We start from the raw sequence: 16,030 nt of genomic DNA, 5'->3' as shown, positions 1-16,030 counted from the left end.
CAGGCGGAATGAAGTACCTCGACCCGCTCCCATTTCAGGAGCACGGCATTCGCGTGGTTCTATTCCAGCCTGGCGGCGTAAGCGGGCCGTGGGGGCAAGCACGGCGTGTCACGGTGATGTCAAGAATCCCGAGTTTCCTGGCTGGAAGAGTGATCGCGGCTTCTTCTCCACCTTGGAGTTCGACGACGCGTGGGATGAGGAGCTCGGTCAGTCCGAACTTCGCGATGTGCTGGAGACCAGGTCACAACAGGAACGCTTTGAGTCCGTTCTCGTCTTGTTCGAAGAAAAGCTGCGGCTCCTGTCCGACCGTGACAGCACGCCCGACTACGTGGTACTCGCTCTATCCGACGAGATTGTCCGTCGTTGTGGCGTAGCGGATTACCGAGATCCAGACCACGGGCAGGTGCATCGCGACCTGAGGCAAGCCCTCAAGGCTCGCGCAATGAAGTACCGCATCCCCACACAGATCATCCGCGAGCCCACACTCGATGGCAGGGACAAGACCCCACCTTCGCGGATCGCCTGGAACTTCTTCACCGCTATGTACTGCAAAGCCGGGGGCTACCCCTGGAGCCCTCACGGCCTGGCCTCTGGAACTTGCTACGTGGGCGTGGGCTTCTACCGTCCAATGAGCACGTCGTAGCCGACCATGCAAACGAGCTTGGTGCAGGCATTCAACGAGCGCGGCGACGGACTGGTCCTTAGAGGCCATGACTTCGACTGGGATCCAACTAAGACGGGCAGCTGGCCCGGCGAGCTCGATGGATTCCGAGCAGCGATCGAAAGCCGCGTTCGGCGATACGACTTGATGGCGCTCCAACCACAGAGCGCGGTCAGATTGATCACCACCTCCAAGTATCCGCCCCTGCGGGGTACCCGCTTCGGCGTCGGCGATCTCGACTACCTGTATACGACCGGATACATCTCAGCTCTTCGCGAGTTTCACGGCATGCATGTCCCCTCGCCGCTCCAGGTAGCCGATCATGTCGGGCAGGACACGTCCAGAGACACCCTCCTGCGCGAAGTCCTCGCGCTCACGAAGCTGAACTGGAACTCTGCAGCGCTCGGCGGTCTCCTTCCCATCACGATCAAGTTTTCTCGCTTGGTCGGAGAGGTCATGAAGGAGATCCCCGCAGACCGAGATCCCCTACCCCAGTTCAAGTTCTATATATGAGGTGCGGGTTCCAGGCCGCCTGGTGAGCTCCAGCCTGGGGAAGCCAGTTGGAAGACGGAGCAACTCAGCTTCCACTGACGATGCGGGGACCGTCAGGAGCCGGTCGAGGGTGGACGTGGCCGGGGCCATGACGGCGGCCGTGATGCCGTCGACGGACAGGATGAAGGTCCGGCGCGCTCGGTCCAGTTTGCTCGGCATGAAGGATCAGTCCATGTTGATGGCGGATCTGAGTGCCACCCGGCGAGAACGCTGGAAGTGATGCCGGACCGCCTCGCCAACCCAGTCCTTCTCGATGATCGCCGCGATCCGGCCGCCGTCGGCGTTGGGGAACAGCCCCACCGCCAGCTCGCACGCGGACAGCAGGGCCAGGAGGGCAGCGGTCCGCCTGCTCGGCGGCTCACCGGCGAGCGCCAGGTCGATACGGCCGCTGATCTCCAGTCTCAGGCTGGGGTCTCCCTCCGGATATCGCTTGTTGCGGAGCATGGTCTTCTGCATGGACAGTGCGCCTCGGGAGATGAGCCGGTCCAGCAGGCGTTGCGCCCGCTGCGCGGAATACAGCCTGTTGAACCACTCCAGGACTCCGATCGGGGCGGTCTCACCCGCCAGGGTGCTCAACACGTCGTCGAGCTCCCCGTCGCCGGTCGCGGCCTCGTCCAGCACCCGGATGTTTCCGTTCCGCAGGTCAATCCGGTTTCGGACGGCAAGCTCGGAGAGGACGCCGGCGGTGCTGACGAAGCCAAGGGGCTCCGAGGCGAGGAGGGGGCGGCCATCCGTCTGGTACGTCAGGAGAACGAACTCTTCGGCGATCATCAGATCCGGGTCTTCCATGGTTCTGGAGTCTGGCCGACGCGGACCGATCGCGCCATGCGCACGCCTGCGGGCCGGGGGAAACATCCCGCTCGACTCCTGCGCCTCCCGTCACGACCCTGGAATCCCCGGCCAGTGATCGGCCGGGGGTTCGGATCGGTTGTCAGCTCGTGATCTCTAGGGCTGCCTCCACTGGTCTGACGGGGAGACGCCGGGCAGTGGCTTGCCGATGAGGGCCAGGGGGAGGAAGAAGCAGACCTGGCCGATCGCCATGATGAGGGTGGCGAGTGCCTTCTCGTCGTAGTGAAGCGACGCCCGCGTGTACAGCTCGTCGGGGACGCGTTCGCCCGACGGGTTCGGGGTCAGGACGGATTCGACCAGTTCCAGTGCGACCCGTTCGGCGTCGGTGAAGTAGGGCGCGTCTCGCCAGGAGGCCACGGCGGTGATGGTCTCCTCGCTCACGCCGGATTTGCGGAGGCTGCCGGTGTGCAGGACGGTCAGGTACGTGCTGCCGGCGAGTTGCCCGGCGCGGAGCTGGATCAGGCTGATGGTGGTCTGCGGGATGGCGCCGTTGCCGGTCGCCTTGTACAGGGCGCCGCCGATGTCCTTGAGCTCGGGGATGAGCGCGAGGGGGTTGGACAGGCGCGACTGCCGCTCGATGGCGGTCATGGTGGTGGGTTCCTTTCTGAACGGTGGCTTCGCCGCTATGACGGATCGGCCGCGACGGAGGTGACGGCGCGATGCAGGGCGGTGGCGAGGCGGTCGTGTTCGGGGTAGGACCAGGCGAAGCCGAAGCGGCGCCGGGTGTAGCCGAGGACGATGCCGGTGCGGGGGTCGGCGAAGGCTTCTGAGCCGGCCGAGCCGTCGTGGCCGAACGCGTTCGCGCTGAGGAACGGGTAGCGCAGCCCCTTGGCCTGGAAGCCGAGCGCGTAGTTGCCCTGGTCACCGCGGACCAGGTCGGCGCCGATGGAGTGCGGCTGGGCGAACTCGGCGACGGTGTCGGGCTTGAGTAGCGGGGGGTTTCCGTTCACTCCCCAGATGGCCGCCGCGTACAGGGCGGCCAGGCCGCGCGCGCTGCCCACGCCGCCGGCCGACGCCTGGCCGTTGGCGCGGACGGTACGGTCGTTGGCGAAGGCCGCCTGGTCCAGCGGGGGCGTGCTGTTGAGGCCGTATCCGATGCCGAGGAGGCTGTGGGGGCCGGGGACGTTCTCCCAGAACGCGGCTTCCTGTTCAGGCGTGGCCGTCCACCATTGGATCGGGCGGAACCGGGCCTCCTCGGACGACGGCAGGCCCAGGTAGAGGTCCAGTCCGTACGGTATGCGGATGCGCTCGTCGTAGACCTGCTGGAGCGTCTGTCCGGTCACCCGCCGGACCACCTCGCCGGCCATGGCGAACGAGACGAACCCGCCGTAGCCATAGGCCGCGCCCGGCCGCCAGTACGGGCGCTGCGTGGCCAGGCGGCGCGCGATGACCGCGTCGTCGGCGAGTTCGGCCGCGGGCAGGCCGCCGTCGACGCCGATGACGCCGGAGCGGTGGGTGAGCACGTCCCGCAGCGTGATCGTGTCCTTGCCCGCGGCGGCGAACTCCGGCCAGTGCCGGGCCACGGGCTGGTCCAGGTCGAGGATTCCCTCCTGGACCAGCACCGCCACGACCAGCGTCGCGGCGCCCTTGGTGGAGGAGTAGACGCCGGTCAGCGTGTCGCCCCTCACCTCGTCCCCGGCCCACAGGTCCACCACCTGCCGGCCGTGGGCGTAGGCGGCGAGCTGCGCGCCCGCCTGCCCATCCTGTTCCGCCACGACCGCGGCGAACTCCTCGCGTACCTGCTCGAAGCCGTCCGCCACCGTTCCCTGAATCCGTCCCGCTCATCGCGGCCACCTTTCGTGAGTGTCGTTGCCGGGATGACGGAGAGCGCGGGTCAGAGGTGACCGGTCACCTTTCCCCGGTTCGACACGTCACCTGTATGAGAGAGAGGTGTGCGACCGATGACGACCCATGACGCGCTGGCTGTCCGGTTCGAGGGGCATCGCCCCCATCTGAGAGCGGTCGCCTACCGCATGCTCGGCTCGCTGAGCGAGGCCGAGGACGCGGTCCAGGAGTCGTGGCTACGGCTGGCGCGCTCGGACTCCGCCGACGTCGGCAACCTGGGCGGCTGGCTGACCACCGTGGTCGGCCGGATCTGCCTGGACATGCTCCGCGCCCGCAGGTCCCGGCGTGAGGAGTCTCTCGAGGACCGCCTGCCGGACCCGGTGATCAGCCGGGAGGATGCCACGGGCCCGGAGCAGGAGGCGCTGCTGGCCGACTCGGTGGGGCTGGCGCTGCTGGTGGTGCTGGAGTCGCTGACTCCGGCGGAACGGCTGGCGTTCGTGCTGCACGACATGTTCGGCCTGCCGTTCGAGCAGATCGCGCCCATCGTGGACCGTTCGGCGGCGACGGCCAAGAAGCTCGCCAGCCGCGCGCGTCAGCGGGTGCGCGGCGGGACCCCGAATCCCGACCCCGACCGGGCGGATCAGCGCCGGGTGGTGGACGCGTTCCTGAGCGCCGCGCGCGGCGGCGACTTCGCCGCGCTGGTCTCCATCCTCGACCCTGACGTGGTCCTGCGCGCCGACGGCGGCGTGCTCGCCGGTGGCCTCAAGGTCATCCGCGGCGCCGCGGACGTGGCCGGGCAGGCCGCCACCTTCCGGCGGATGGCCGGCGGCACCACCACCCGCCCGGCGCTCGTGAACGGCCTCGCCGGCCTGGTCAACACCGTCGACGGCCGGCTGTTCTCCATCATGAGCTTCACCGTCTCCGGCGGCAGGATCGCCGCGATCGACATCCTGTCCGACCGCGACCGGCTGGCCCGGCTCGACCTCACCCGTCTGGAGCCGTGATCGGTCAGGGGGCCAGGAGGTCGTGCAGTTCGGCCTCGAAGAGCAGGGCGGTGTCGATGCGCATGCCGTTGAAGTGGCCGGCGAGTTCGAGGGAAAGGACGCCGTGCACGCGGGTCCAGAAGCTCAGGCCCCGGTGCAGCGCCTCGGGTGGGGCGGGGTGGCCGGCGGCCCAGTCGCGGTGGTCGGCCAGGTGGGCGTCGAGCGGGGTCGCGGGGGCACGCGCGGGTAGCTTGACGGCGGCGTCGAGCAGGGCCGTCATGATCTCGGAAGAGATGAGCGTGATGTCGTCGGGCGCCTGGTAGCCGGGGACGGGCGTGCCGTAGATCAGCAGGTACCGCTGGGGGTCCTCCAGCGCCCAGGCGCGCATCGCGCGTGCCAACCCGGCCAGGTCGGCACCGGCCGCGGCGGCTTCCTGGACGCTGTCGGCGAGGCTTCGGTAGGCGTCCCTGATGAGCTCGGTGATCAGGTCGTCGCGGCTGGCGTAGTAGCGGTAGAGGGCGGGGCCGCTCATGCCCATCTGTTTGGCGATGGCGTTGAGGGAGAGCGCGGATGCGCCGGTTGTGGCGATCTGTTCCCACGCGTGTTGCTTGATCTCCGCGCGTACCTGAGCCCGGTAGCGCTCGCGGGGGGTCATCGTCTCCGCCATCTCCAGCCGCCTTACATCTTGAAGATTCTGTTAGAAGGTATCACGAAACCTATTGACGCCTTCTTCCGCTTTCAGTTATAACTTCTAACGTAAGCATGAGGCCCTAACAGACAACGAGGAAACGTCATGACCACCGCATCTCTCGCCTCCACCAGCCGCCGTACTCCGCTCGCGGTGACCATCTCCGCCTGGGCGGTTCCCGTCATGGTGATCGGCCAGTTCGCCATGCTGGCGATCGTCCCGGTCGTCATCGCCCTGGTCGGCGCGCTCCGCGGCGCCCACGACCGGCTGGTCCGGTGGACGGCCGCGGCGGTGGCCGCCTCGTGGGCGATCCCGTTCGCCATCTGGCAGGTGCGTCCCGACGGCGCGCCGAGCATGTCCAAGGACATCCACCCCGGCTTCGTCGCCCTGATCGTCGTCGCGTCCGCCGCGCTCATCCTCGCCATCTTCCGCGCCCGCCGCCGCGGCTGACCGCTCCTCGACCAGACACCCCCGGAAGGAAACACCATGTCCAGGAACCGCACCCGCTTCGCCGCCCTCACCGTCTCGGTCGCCACCGCCGCCATCCTCGCGGGCAACGTCCCGGCCGCCCAGGCCGCCACCGCGCGGCAGCCCAGCCCCGCCGGTCTGACGTGCCGCGGCGCGGGCGTGGACCCCGGCGCCAAGGTCCACTACCGGAGCGAGATCCTGATCAAGGCGCCGCTGCGCACCATCTGGAACCTGCAGACCGACGTGGAGCGCTGGCCCCGGTGGCAGAAGCCCGTCGCCACCATGAAGCGCCTGGACAAGGGCCCGTTCCGCGAGCACTCGCGGTTCCGCTGGACCACTCCGGTGCCCGCCACCCCGGTCAGCCCGCCCACCACGCTCGTCATCACCTCCACGGTCAAGCAGCTGAAGAAGGACGCCTGCATCCGCTGGACCGGGCCCGCGATCGGCAAGGGTCTGCGCATCGACCAGGGCGTCCACGTCTGGACGTTCCAAAAGGTCAAGGGCGGTGTCCTCGTACGCACCGAGGAGACCCACGCCGGCAAGCAGATCGAATCCGACGTCCCCCTCGCCACCCAGTTCCTCGGCCAGGGCCTGGAGGCCTGGCTGGGCGCCCTGAAGACCACCGCCGAGGCCAAGCACCGGCGATAGAATCCCGAACAACGCCATCCACGAGGCCCGCACCGGCGCGAAGACCGCCGATGCGGGCCTCGGCGTTACAAAGCGTCAGCGCCGATGCGCCCAGGCCGGTGCCGCAGCCCATGGTCGGCGGGCCAGACGAGCCGGGTCTGCTCCCCCACGAACGTCGGCGGCGTCCTGGAAACGCCCCGTGTCCGCGGCGGCCACGAAGGTGCGCACGGCATCGAGATCCACGCCTGCGAACGGGGCCCGGCGTCGTCGACCGCGCCTGGCCCCGTCCGGCCTGCCGTACCGGAGAATCAGCCCTTGTCGGCTTCGCCGGTGGCGGCTTCCTGAGCCTCTTCCGGGGAGGCCTCCAGGTCCTGCTCGGCGTCGGCGCCCGCCTGGGCGGAGGCCTTGTCCAGGCGCACCCACGAGGTGACGCTCTCCACCGCGAACAGGACGAACAGGTACGCCGTGAGCACCGCCAGCACCGGCAGCAGGATTTTCAGGGCGGCGCCGGCGCCGATGATCAGCAGCCGCACCTCCCAGCCGAGGCCCGCGTGGAAGACCCAGGCCGGCGGCCAGATGCTCTGACGGGTGCGGTAGACGGTGTCGTAGGTGTGGTAGCCGACCACGTACACCAGCACGAACAGCAGCCACTTCGGCGCGTCGGCGGCCAGCCCCACCAGGATCACGGTCAGGAACTCGGTGCCGCGCAGCAGCGGCGGTGTGAGCCAGTCGAAGCGGCCCAGGTGGTCGCGCGGGGCGGTGGGCAGCACCAGCAGGACCACGACCAGCGGCGCCACGAAGAGCATCGGGCCCGGCTTGAGCAGCCCGGCCACGGCGAGGGCGATGACGACCAGCAGCGCGGCGAGCGTGGCGGGGACCGGCGGGAGGCCCTTGCCGATCTTGCCGGCGACGGCGTGGACGAGGAGACCGTCGTCGCGGTAGGCGAGCAGACGGGCCGTCTGGATACGGCGCCGCTCCTCGTCGGGGTCGGGTGTGGGGGTGGCGGCGGCCTGCGGCTGAGTGATCATGCGAGCGACCTCATGAGGCGTCCGGTGAGGGTGTAGGCGGCGGCGACGGTGCCCCAGGCCACCAGGGTGATGAAGGTGACGCGGGCGTCGAAGAGGGCGGCGGTGATCGCGATGGCCGCGAACCGCTCGCCGATGGGGAACACGACCATCTTGCGGGCCCAGTGGACGGCCCGGTAGCGCCCGGCCTTGGTCCACATCTTCAGCAGGCCGCGGATGCCCTGGCTGCGCTCGATCTTGCGCTTCTCCAGGTCCTTGCGGAGTTTGCGGTCGTCGGGGGCGTCCAGCGCGAGCGTGGGCAGCTGCGCGGGGGGCTTGCGGCGGTTGGAGATGCCGAAGGAGAAGTCGAGCAGGTGGCGCACCGACTGCAGGCCGAGCGCCGCCAGCGCGAGGATCCAGATGTCGTCGCCGTTGCCGGAGACCACCCAGCCGACGGCCAGGCCCGCGAAGACCACGTACTCCTTGAACCGGTCGAACGTGGCGTCCAGCCACGCGCCCAGCACGCCGAACTTGCGGGCGTAGCGGGCCACCTGGCCGTCGACGCAGTCGAAGACGAAGGCGAAGTAGATGAGCACGCCGCCGGCGACCATCCACGGCCGCTGGCCGGTGGCGAAACAGGCCGCCGCAGCCACGCCGAGCAGGATGGAGATCAGCGTCACCTGGTTGGGAGTCAGGCCGCGGCGAGCCGCCCAGCGGGCGATGAAACGCGAGTACGTCGAGACGAAGTAGGTGGTGAAGAAGCCGTCGGCGCCCTTGACCGCGTTGTCGAGCCTGGCGCGGTCCTCGTTCATGCCGGCCATCTCGGAGCCGGCCTCGTTGGCCTCCTCCTGGGTGGAGACCCGGCGGAAGAACAGGTCGCGGCGGCCGCGGATGCCGACCGAGACGCCCTTGCGCACCAGCCCGAACGCGACCAGCTGCGCCAGGTCGTCGTCGGGGCCGAAGCTGCCGGCCAGGTCGGCCAGCTCGCGGCAGGTCTCGGCGAGCACCGGCATGTGCTGCACCTTGATGTGCAGCGGGCCGAGCAGCACCGTGTTGGGCCTGGTCACCGCGATGGTGGCGGTGCCGACGGAGACGATGCGGGACTTGCCGGCGCGGGCCCGGACGGGCAGGCCCTCCAGGGTGCGGTCGCCGATCTCGGGATCGGCCTCGTCGATCGGGACGGTGTCGGCGCTGTCCTCCTGCGTGTCCTCACCGTTGTCCGGCCGCGGCTCCTTGGCCACGAGCGCGAGGGCGCCCCGCTTGGCCTTGGTGATCTGGTAGATCAGCTCGTCGTGGATGACGGAGTTGGCCGGGAGGATGAGAAGGTTGTCCGTTGCGGATTCTGCGACGTCGGCAAGGGCACGCAAAGCGGCGGCCACGTCGTGGGGCTCGATCGTGGCCGGCTGCGGATCCAGGGAGAGGATCTGACCGCGCAGTCTCTCGCCAACCGTGGGGTTGCCGGGCAGCGCGGCCAGCCGAAGGCCGGTCGGAGCGGTGTCGGGGCCGGGCGAAGAGCCCAGCAGGACCACGCGGGTCATGACTCCCTTTCGAGGCAGTTGCGGGGGGTTGAACAACGGGTAATGCGGGGACAGACGTCAAAGTCTAGTGAGCCTTGGGTAAAGCCGGTCCACCCGTGTGCCCCAATAGGATGTCCTCGTGAGTCTCTATCGTGACGAGGGCGTAGTCCTGCGCACGCAGAAACTGGGCGAGGCCGATCGCATCATCACGGTGCTCACCAAGCGCACGGGCAAGGTCAGGGCGGTCGCCAAGGGCGTGCGCCGCACCACGAGCAAGTTCGGGGCGCGCCTCGAACCGTTCACTCACGTAGATCTTCAACTGCACGTCGGACGCTCCCTCGACGTCGTCACCCAGGCCGAGACGCTCAGGCCGTACGGCGAGGCGCTGGCGATCGACTACCCGAAGTACACCGCGGGCAGCGCGATGCTGGAGACCGCCGACCGGCTCACCCACGGCGAGAAGGAGCCGGCGCTGCGGCAGTTCCTGCTCCTGGTGGGCGGGCTGCGCACGCTGGCCGAGGGCGAACACGAAGCCAGGCTGGTCCTTGACGCGTATTTCCTGCGCTCGCTGGCCGTCGCCGGGTACGCTCCGGCGCTGGAGGCGTGCGCCAGGTGCCGTGCCCCGGCGATCAGGGCGTTCGCGATCGTGGCCGGTGGCGTGGTCTGCGGCGGCTGCAAACCGGCGGGCTCCGCCGTACCGTCGATCGAGACCATCGGGCTCATGACGGCGCTGCTGAAGGGCGACTGGGCGGCGGCCGACGCGTCGCTGCCGCGCCACCGCGGCGAGTGCAGCGGGCTGGTGGCCGCCTACCTGCAGTGGCACCTGGAGCACGGCATCCGCTCGCTCCGACACGTAGAAAGAGAACCGGTTTGAACGTCCGTCCCCCGACGCCCCACCCCTCCGGCGTGACGCCGCCGCCGATCCCCCGTGAGCTGGTGCCCAGGCACGTGGCGATCGTCATGGACGGCAACGGCCGCTGGGCCAAGCAGCGCGGGCTGCCGCGCACCGAGGGGCACAAGGCGGGCGAGGCGTCGCTGTTCGACGTGATCGAGGGCGCGATCGAGCTGGGCATCCCCTATCTGTCGGCCTACGCCTTCTCCACGGAGAACTGGAAGCGCTCGCCGGACGAGGTGCGCTTCCTCATGGGCTTCAACCGTGACGTGATCCGCCGCCGCCGCGACGAGCTCAACGCCATGGGCGTGCGGGTGCGCTGGGCGGGCCGGCCCGGACGGCTGTGGAAGAGCGTGATCTCCGAGCTGGAGACGGCGCAGGAGATGACCGAGCGCAACCGGACGCTGACGTTGCAGTTCTGCGTCAATTACGGTGGCCAGGCCGAAATCGTCGATGCCGCGGTGAAGCTGGCCGCCGACATCGCCGCGGGCCGGGTGAAGCCGGGCAAGGTCAACGAGAAGGTCTTCGCCCGCTACCTGGACGAACCGGACGTGCCCGAGGTCGACCTGTTCGTACGCTCGTCGGGCGAACAGCGCTTCTCCAACTTCCTGCTGTGGCAGTCGGCCTACGCGGAGATGGTCTTCCTCAACCGCCTCTGGCCGGACTTCGACCGGCGCGATCTGTGGGAGGCCTGCGAGATCTACGCCAAGCGCGACAGAAGATACGGCGGAGCCGTACCCAACGAAGTCGCCCGCTGAGCCGCGAGGGGGCCCGCACCACGCGGACCCCCGAGGTCCGTCAGCCGCGGCGGCGGGCGCGGTAGGCGGCGACGTGCATGCGGTTTCCGCAGGTACGGCTGTCGCAGTAGACCCGCGAGCGGTTGCGGGACTCATCCACGAACACCCGGTCGCAGTCGGGCGCCGAGCAGGTGCGCAACCGCTCCCACTCGCCCTCGACCAGCAGATGGGCCAGCGCCACCCCGCAGTCGGCGGCCACGTGCTCGGACAGCACGGCGTCCTGCGCGAAGTAGTGCATGTGCAGCGGATGCCCGTCGTGCTCGGCCAGCCGGGGCGTGATCCGCGTGTCGGCGAGCAGCGAGTTGAGCAGCCGGACCGCGACGGCCTGGTCGGTGGCGAGGAACACCCGGTGGAAGGCCTCCCGCAGCATGCGCACCTGGCCGAGGTCGCGGGGGGTGAGCACGCCGATACCGCTGACCTGCCGCGACTCGACGAAGGCCTGCAGGTCGCTCAGATCCGCCAGCCCGTCGTCGCCCCCGGTGGAGGGCGAGGTGTTCACAAGCTCGACGACGGTGGCCAGCGAGTGCACCATGTCATGGCCAAACGGCATATTGACTCCTGTCTACGCCTGCTCATAGCGTGGACGAAGCGTATCTCTACAACGGGCGGGCGGGGGTCCTCGGTGAGTGCACATCGCCGTATCGTGCTGATCGCGGTGGTGGGCGCGCTGGTCATCTCCATGTCGGGGCCGCTCGTCCGCCTGTCCGGCGTGTCACCGGCCACCTCGGCGTTCTGGCGGCTCGCCTACGCGGTGCCGCCCTTACTCCTGCTGGCCTGGCTGGAGCGACGCCGGCTCGGCCCGCTGCCGGCCAGGGGCCGCTACCTGTCCTGGGCCGCGGGCTTCGTCTTCGCCCTCGACCTGCTGTTCTGGCACACCGCGATCGAGTACGTCGGTGCCGGGCTGGCCACCGTACTCGGCAACCTGCAGGTGTTCCTGGTGGCGTTCGCCGCCTGGGCGATCTTCCGGGAACGCCCCTCCACCCGGCTCATGATCGGCACCCCGGTGGTGTTCACCGGCGTCGTCCTGATCTCCGGCCTCTTCGACAGCGCCGCCTATGGCGCCGACCCCGGGCTCGGGGTCGTGTTCGGCCTGGCCACCTCGGTCGCCTACGCCGCGTACCTGCTGCTGATGAAGGCCGCAGGCCCGCACACCATGACCCCCCTCGCGCACACCGCCGTGGTCGCCACGCTCTCGGTGGCCGTCCTCAGCCCGATCTTCGGCGGCGCCGACTTCGTACCGGACTGGCCCGCCCACGGCTGGCTGCTCGCCCTCGCCCTGGGGCCTCAGGTCCTCGGCTGGGCGCTCATCACCTGGGCACTCCCCCGCCAGCCCGCCGCCCTCACCGCGCTGCTGCTCCTCATCCAGCCGATGACGACGGTCGCGCTGTCAGCGCTCTTTCTGGAAGAACGCCCGTCACCGTGGCAGCTCGCCGGCTGCGTGGTGATCATCATCGGTGTCCTGTACGGCTCCCGCGGCTCCTCACCCCCTCCACCCGGCCCGCCAGTGCCAGCCGAGCCACTCGGCACCTCGTCCCGGCGGACCTGACCCACGCCACCCGATGGTTGATTACTGAACCTGGACGCTATGGTGCGCTCTACGCCAATTGATCTCTATCGCATGGAGCGCACGGTGCTGGAGACGAGGGAGCCCGACTGGGCGCGTGTGGTCTGGTCCTTGACCAAGGTCCTGGCCGTCACCGCGGCACTGTCCCTTGCCGCGTACGTGGCGGACCGGGTGCTGTGGGTGTTCGTCGATTTCGGTACCGAACAGAAGGCCAGCATGTACGGCACGGCCGCCCGCATCGCCAACCCCGACAAACGTTTCGTCTACGGCTCAAGCCACGACTCCGGGCTGCTGGAGAGCCGGTACACGCTGTGGGGTGAGCCGCGCCGGGCCGGACCCAGCGAGGGCCGGACGGAGTACACGATCACGGAGAACGTGTTCGGCTCCGTCCGTGCGCCCTTCCTCGACAAGCCGGACGGCAGCGTGGCCGACGCGATCGACTACGTGGAAACAGGCCACGACCCGGCCGGGAAGGACAAGGTCAGGGAGATCATCGACGCGCTGCCCCAGACGCTCAAGACCGTGGCCGTCGTGGAGTTCACCCGCGAGATGACCACCACGCAACTCATGGCCTTCAACCGCGCGTACAAGATCTGCGGAGGCCCGGACGTCTCCTACATCTACTATCCGTCCTACTACGACGACTCCAGCGACCCCGACTCCATGAACGCGATCACCTGGAACCGCGACATGACCCGCGACACCTACATGCCGGAGGTCCAGTACCAGTGCGAGGGCGAGCCCAGTCCGGCGCTGGAGGAGTTCCGCAAATGGGTGGGGCTGCTCAACGAGGGAGACGACCTCTACGCGTTCGAACTGGACCACGACTGGCTCACGCGTGCTGCCGAGGAGGGCGTCGTCTACGGACTGCTCCTTGACGGCTGGAAGCTGAGCGACGTCAGGAGGCTTCTCGACAACCCGCAGGTCGAAAGCGTGTACCTCGCCGACGTCGCCCATGACATCAGCGGGCCCGTTAGTGGCCGGGAACGCTGATCGGCACCGAGATGTGTTCGTGCGTGATCAGCCACTGGTCGTTTGACCGACGGCAGCAGACCGTCGATCGCACCCATACCTCACCTTCGGGGCCGCCCTTCCGGGTTCCCGAGTTCAGGTGCAGCATGTGCGCGAACGCCACATCCCCGCTCACCGCGACGTTCAGCTCGTGCGTCTCCAGGCCGATCGGACCTTCGTAGCCGTCGAACCACCGCACGAAATTGCGGCGGACGTCATCGGCGCCCGCGAACTGGAGCGGCGGTACGACATCGAAATAGACGATGTCGTCGGCGTAGTGCGACATGAGCCGGTCAATGTCCTTCTTCTGGGCGGCGTCGACGCGGCCTTCCAGAAACGTCCTGAACTCGGACTCGCTCGAAGTCATCTCGTCCTCCGTTCAACAATGTTCGCCGGTACTCCGACGACACAGCCCTCCGGAACGTCAGGCCGACGCCAGTAGTTCGACCGATGCGGCCCGATCGTCCGCGCTTCTAGCGTTCAGGCAAGCCACAGAACGGAGAACGCACGATGGGACAGCTGATCGTCCACAACTCCATCAGCGCCAACGGGGCCTTCGAGTCGCCCTCGCCCGAGGACTGGCTGGTCCTCGACGACGACAGCGCCAACGCCTCGCTGGAGCAGTTGACGCTGGCCGACGCGATGGTCCTCGGCCGCAAGACCTACGAAGGACTGGCCGCCGCCTGGCCGCACCTGACCGGCCATCCGGCGATGGGGCGCTTCGCCGGCCGTATCAACGCCATGCCGAAGTACGTCGCGTCGCGCACGCTGACCGAGCCGCTGGAGTGGAACGCCGTCCTGATCGAGGGCGAGCTCGGCCAGGCCGTACCCGAGCTGAAGAAGGCGCACGGCGGCAACCTGATCGTCTCCGGGGCCGGCGAGTTCGCGCACGCCCTCACCCGGCAGGGATTGGTCGACGAGTTCTGGATCTGGATCCACCCGGCCCTGTGGGCGAGGGGCCCGCGCTTCTTCGACGGCGTCGGTCCCGTGCGCCTGCAACTGGTGGCCGCGACGCCGTTCCGGTCGGGCGTCGTGTGGCTGCGCTACCGGCCCGCGGGCTGAGATGCGGTACGCCGGCCGTTGACCGCGTAACTCTGTATATATAGAGTTATGCGCATGACCCGCATCCGACGGCCTTCCCCGCAGACCATGGCGGTGGTGCTGGCGCTGGCGGAGCAGCCCGCCGCCTGGCGGTACGGCTACGAGCTCTGCCGGCAACTGGACATCAAACCGGGCTCGATGTACCCGATCCTGATGCGGCTGACCGACCGTGGCCTGCTGGAGACCTCCTGGGACTCCGACGTCCCCGCCGGCCGGCCACCGCGGCACCTGTACCGGCTCACCGGCTCCGGCCGCGCCCTGGCCACCGAGCTCGCCGCCGCCGAGCCGGCCCCGAGTCCGTTCGGAACGCGAGAGAGGTGGCAGGGCGCATGAAGTGGACGCGGCACGGATTCCTGGCCGGCGCGGCCTGGATCATCGTCGTGGTGTGGGTGGCCGCCTACGCCGTCATCCTGGTGAACTCCGAGCAGCTGCCCGCGCCGGACGCCGCCTTCCTCTACCTGGTGGGCCCGCCCGTGGTGTGGGCGGGCACCGCCACCCTCGTCCTGCACCACTGGTGGAGGGCGACCGGCGAGCGCATGTCCGCGATGGACCCGCCGCAGCGGCTGCTGACCGCCGCGGTGGCGGCGCTGCCGGAACGCCGCCGCGAGTGGGGCCTGGCTATGACCGCGGAACTGGCCGGGATCGAGGGGCGGACGGCGCGGTGGCGGTTCGCGCTCAGCAGCGCGCGGGCCATGCTGTGGCTGCGCCCGGCGGGCGGCTGGCCGGTCCTCGTCCTGACGAGCGGCGCCGCCGTGGCCGCCGCGGCGGTGGCGGGAACGGCGATGGGCGCACTGGCGCCCGGCCTGAGCGTGCTGGCGGCGAGCTTCACCGCGATCGTCGGCGCGATGGCGGTGCTGGCCGTCGCCCGTGCGCCGCGGCTGCGGTTGCCGGTGCCGGCCGCGACCGCGGTGGTGGTCGCCGGCGTGGCGGCCGCGATCGCCATGACCGTGATCTTCTTCCGCACCGAACCGGCCGCGGTACGGCACCTGCCGCCGGTCGCGGCGATCTCCCTGGCCGCCGTTCTGGCGGGTTGCCTGTGGATCGCCCTGGCGACACCGCGGTGGCTGGGAACCGACCGGGTGGCACCCCACCTGGCCACCGCGGCCGCCGCCGGGTTCGCCGCCTGGTTCCTGCTGATCAACTTCATGGAGCGCAACGAGCCGTCGCCGGTCGTCGCGCTCCTGACCGCACCCCTGATCGTGGGCGCGCCCCTGGCCACCTTCGTCGTGCCCGCGTTCGTGGCCGGGCGTGTCAGCCGGTCCTTCCGCGCGGGCCTGCGGGCCGCGATCTGGACCGTCGCCGCGGCCGTCCCGCTCACCTACGCGGTGTGGCTGCCCCAAGGACTGTCCGGCGGCGTCTCCCTGGTCGACGAGAGCGGCCTGGCTCCTGTCAGCGCGAACCTGGCCGACGCCCTGATCATGTGCCTCGTCGTCCTTCCTCTGGTCGGACTCCCCCTGGCCGTCTTCGCCGCCGCCCTCGGCGCCCGCACACCGCCCTCCGCGGCGGACCCCATGTGAGCGGTTGTGCGTGG

At 69.5% G+C, this 16,030-nt stretch carries 20 protein-coding genes; 12 read left to right on the top strand and 8 right to left on the bottom strand.

What is annotated here, in order from left to right:
• The first annotated feature begins 172 nt into the window (after nt 1–172).
• Complete coding sequence (locus ACFWY5_RS23595) at nt 173–643, top strand: hypothetical protein (protein ID WP_379634277.1); 471 nt, start codon at nt 173–175, stop codon at nt 641–643.
• Nucleotides 644–664: 21 nt separating this feature from the next.
• A complete protein-coding gene (locus ACFWY5_RS23590) occupies nt 665–1,174 on the top strand; it encodes a hypothetical protein (protein ID WP_379634275.1) in 510 nt (169 codons plus the stop codon).
• A 204-nt stretch (nt 1,175–1,378) separates the two neighbouring features.
• Here ACFWY5_RS23590 and ACFWY5_RS23585 read toward each other — a convergent pair whose 3' ends face one another.
• The 3 genes from ACFWY5_RS23585 to ACFWY5_RS23575 form a co-directional block, all read right to left on the bottom strand.
• On the bottom strand, nt 1,379–2,002 hold the full coding sequence (locus ACFWY5_RS23585) for a GPP34 family phosphoprotein (RefSeq protein WP_379634273.1): 624 nt from the start codon (nt 2,000–2,002) through the stop codon (nt 1,379–1,381).
• A 156-nt stretch (nt 2,003–2,158) separates the two neighbouring features.
• Complete coding sequence (locus tag ACFWY5_RS23580) at nt 2,159–2,650, bottom strand: carboxymuconolactone decarboxylase family protein (RefSeq protein ID WP_379634271.1); 492 nt, start codon at nt 2,648–2,650, stop codon at nt 2,159–2,161.
• 35 nt (nt 2,651–2,685) lie between these two features.
• On the bottom strand, nt 2,686–3,822 hold the full coding sequence (locus ACFWY5_RS23575; RefSeq protein ID WP_379634269.1) for a serine hydrolase domain-containing protein: 1,137 nt from the start codon (nt 3,820–3,822) through the stop codon (nt 2,686–2,688).
• A gap of 141 nt (nt 3,823–3,963) precedes the next feature.
• On the opposite strand from ACFWY5_RS23575, the gene ACFWY5_RS23570 reads away from it, so the two are divergent.
• The gene (locus ACFWY5_RS23570) at nt 3,964–4,851 is read left to right on the top strand and encodes a sigma-70 family RNA polymerase sigma factor (protein ID WP_379634267.1); all 888 of its coding nucleotides are present in this window, start codon (nt 3,964–3,966) and stop codon (nt 4,849–4,851) included.
• A gap of 4 nt (nt 4,852–4,855) precedes the next feature.
• Here ACFWY5_RS23570 and ACFWY5_RS23565 read toward each other — a convergent pair whose 3' ends face one another.
• On the bottom strand, nt 4,856–5,497 hold the full coding sequence (locus tag ACFWY5_RS23565) for a TetR/AcrR family transcriptional regulator (protein WP_379634265.1): 642 nt from the start codon (nt 5,495–5,497) through the stop codon (nt 4,856–4,858).
• 126 nt (nt 5,498–5,623) lie between these two features.
• Here ACFWY5_RS23565 and ACFWY5_RS23560 point away from each other — a divergent pair, with 126 nt between their 5' ends.
• Both ACFWY5_RS23560 and ACFWY5_RS23555 read left to right on the top strand, forming a co-directional pair.
• Nucleotides 5,624–5,968, top strand: coding sequence for a hypothetical protein (locus ACFWY5_RS23560; protein WP_379634263.1), 345 nt, complete (start codon nt 5,624–5,626; stop codon nt 5,966–5,968).
• 36 nt (nt 5,969–6,004) lie between these two features.
• A complete protein-coding gene (locus ACFWY5_RS23555; protein ID WP_379634262.1) occupies nt 6,005–6,634 on the top strand; it encodes an SRPBCC family protein in 630 nt (209 codons plus the stop codon).
• 287 nt (nt 6,635–6,921) lie between these two features.
• Here ACFWY5_RS23555 and ACFWY5_RS23550 read toward each other — a convergent pair whose 3' ends face one another.
• Nucleotides 6,922–7,641: a DUF5941 domain-containing protein gene (locus ACFWY5_RS23550; protein WP_379622004.1), complete on the bottom strand. Its 720-nt coding sequence runs from the start codon at nt 7,639–7,641 to the stop codon at nt 6,922–6,924.
• A complete protein-coding gene (locus tag ACFWY5_RS23545; RefSeq protein ID WP_379622002.1) occupies nt 7,638–9,155 on the bottom strand; it encodes a CDP-alcohol phosphatidyltransferase family protein in 1,518 nt (505 codons plus the stop codon). The genes ACFWY5_RS23550 and ACFWY5_RS23545 overlap by 4 nt, the downstream gene beginning before the upstream one ends.
• 118 nt (nt 9,156–9,273) lie before the next feature.
• Between ACFWY5_RS23545 and recO the strand changes: the two genes are divergently transcribed.
• Complete coding sequence (recO, locus tag ACFWY5_RS23540) at nt 9,274–10,008, top strand: DNA repair protein RecO (protein WP_379622000.1); 735 nt, start codon at nt 9,274–9,276, stop codon at nt 10,006–10,008.
• Nucleotides 10,005–10,784 carry an isoprenyl transferase gene (locus ACFWY5_RS23535; protein ID WP_379621998.1) on the top strand — a complete coding sequence of 260 codons (780 nt, stop codon included), beginning with the start codon at nt 10,005–10,007 and terminating at the stop codon, nt 10,782–10,784. The genes recO and ACFWY5_RS23535 overlap by 4 nt, the downstream gene beginning before the upstream one ends.
• A 40-nt stretch (nt 10,785–10,824) precedes the next feature.
• Here ACFWY5_RS23535 and ACFWY5_RS23530 read toward each other — a convergent pair whose 3' ends face one another.
• On the bottom strand, nt 10,825–11,373 hold the full coding sequence (locus ACFWY5_RS23530; protein WP_379621996.1) for a CGNR zinc finger domain-containing protein: 549 nt from the start codon (nt 11,371–11,373) through the stop codon (nt 10,825–10,827).
• 93 nt (nt 11,374–11,466) lie between these two features.
• On the opposite strand from ACFWY5_RS23530, the gene ACFWY5_RS23525 reads away from it, so the two are divergent.
• Nucleotides 11,467–12,369, top strand: a complete 903-nt coding sequence (locus ACFWY5_RS23525; protein ID WP_379621994.1) for a DMT family transporter — start codon at nt 11,467–11,469, stop codon at nt 12,367–12,369.
• Between the two features lie 84 nt (nt 12,370–12,453).
• On the top strand, nt 12,454–13,380 hold the full coding sequence (locus tag ACFWY5_RS23520) for a hypothetical protein (RefSeq protein WP_379621992.1): 927 nt from the start codon (nt 12,454–12,456) through the stop codon (nt 13,378–13,380).
• Here ACFWY5_RS23520 and ACFWY5_RS23515 read toward each other — a convergent pair.
• Entirely contained in the window at nt 13,361–13,765 is a 405-nt protein-coding gene (locus tag ACFWY5_RS23515) for a YybH family protein (RefSeq protein WP_379621990.1), read from the bottom strand. The two genes, ACFWY5_RS23520 and ACFWY5_RS23515, sit on opposite strands and share 20 nt — an antisense overlap.
• Nucleotides 13,766–13,908: 143 nt before the next feature.
• On the opposite strand from ACFWY5_RS23515, the gene ACFWY5_RS23510 reads away from it, so the two are divergent.
• From ACFWY5_RS23510 to ACFWY5_RS23500, 3 genes are read left to right on the top strand one after another with little or no spacing between them, the layout of a single operon-like run.
• Nucleotides 13,909–14,460 carry a dihydrofolate reductase family protein gene (locus ACFWY5_RS23510; RefSeq protein WP_379634259.1) on the top strand — a complete coding sequence of 184 codons (552 nt, stop codon included), beginning with the start codon at nt 13,909–13,911 and terminating at the stop codon, nt 14,458–14,460.
• A gap of 54 nt (nt 14,461–14,514) precedes the next feature.
• Nucleotides 14,515–14,832, top strand: a complete 318-nt coding sequence (locus ACFWY5_RS23505) for a PadR family transcriptional regulator (RefSeq protein WP_379621986.1) — start codon at nt 14,515–14,517, stop codon at nt 14,830–14,832.
• Nucleotides 14,829–16,016, top strand: a complete 1,188-nt coding sequence (locus ACFWY5_RS23500) for a hypothetical protein (RefSeq protein WP_379634257.1) — start codon at nt 14,829–14,831, stop codon at nt 16,014–16,016. The genes ACFWY5_RS23505 and ACFWY5_RS23500 overlap by 4 nt, the downstream gene beginning before the upstream one ends.
• Nucleotides 16,017–16,030 lie beyond the last annotated feature (14 nt).

The sequence above is a fragment of the Nonomuraea sp. NPDC059007 genome (assembly GCF_042740555.1).
In the GTDB taxonomy this organism is placed as follows: Bacteria; Actinomycetota; Actinomycetes; order Streptosporangiales; family Streptosporangiaceae; genus Nonomuraea.
The sequence above is the reverse complement of the archived record's forward strand: the minus strand, read 5'-3'. Positions and strand labels throughout refer to the sequence as shown.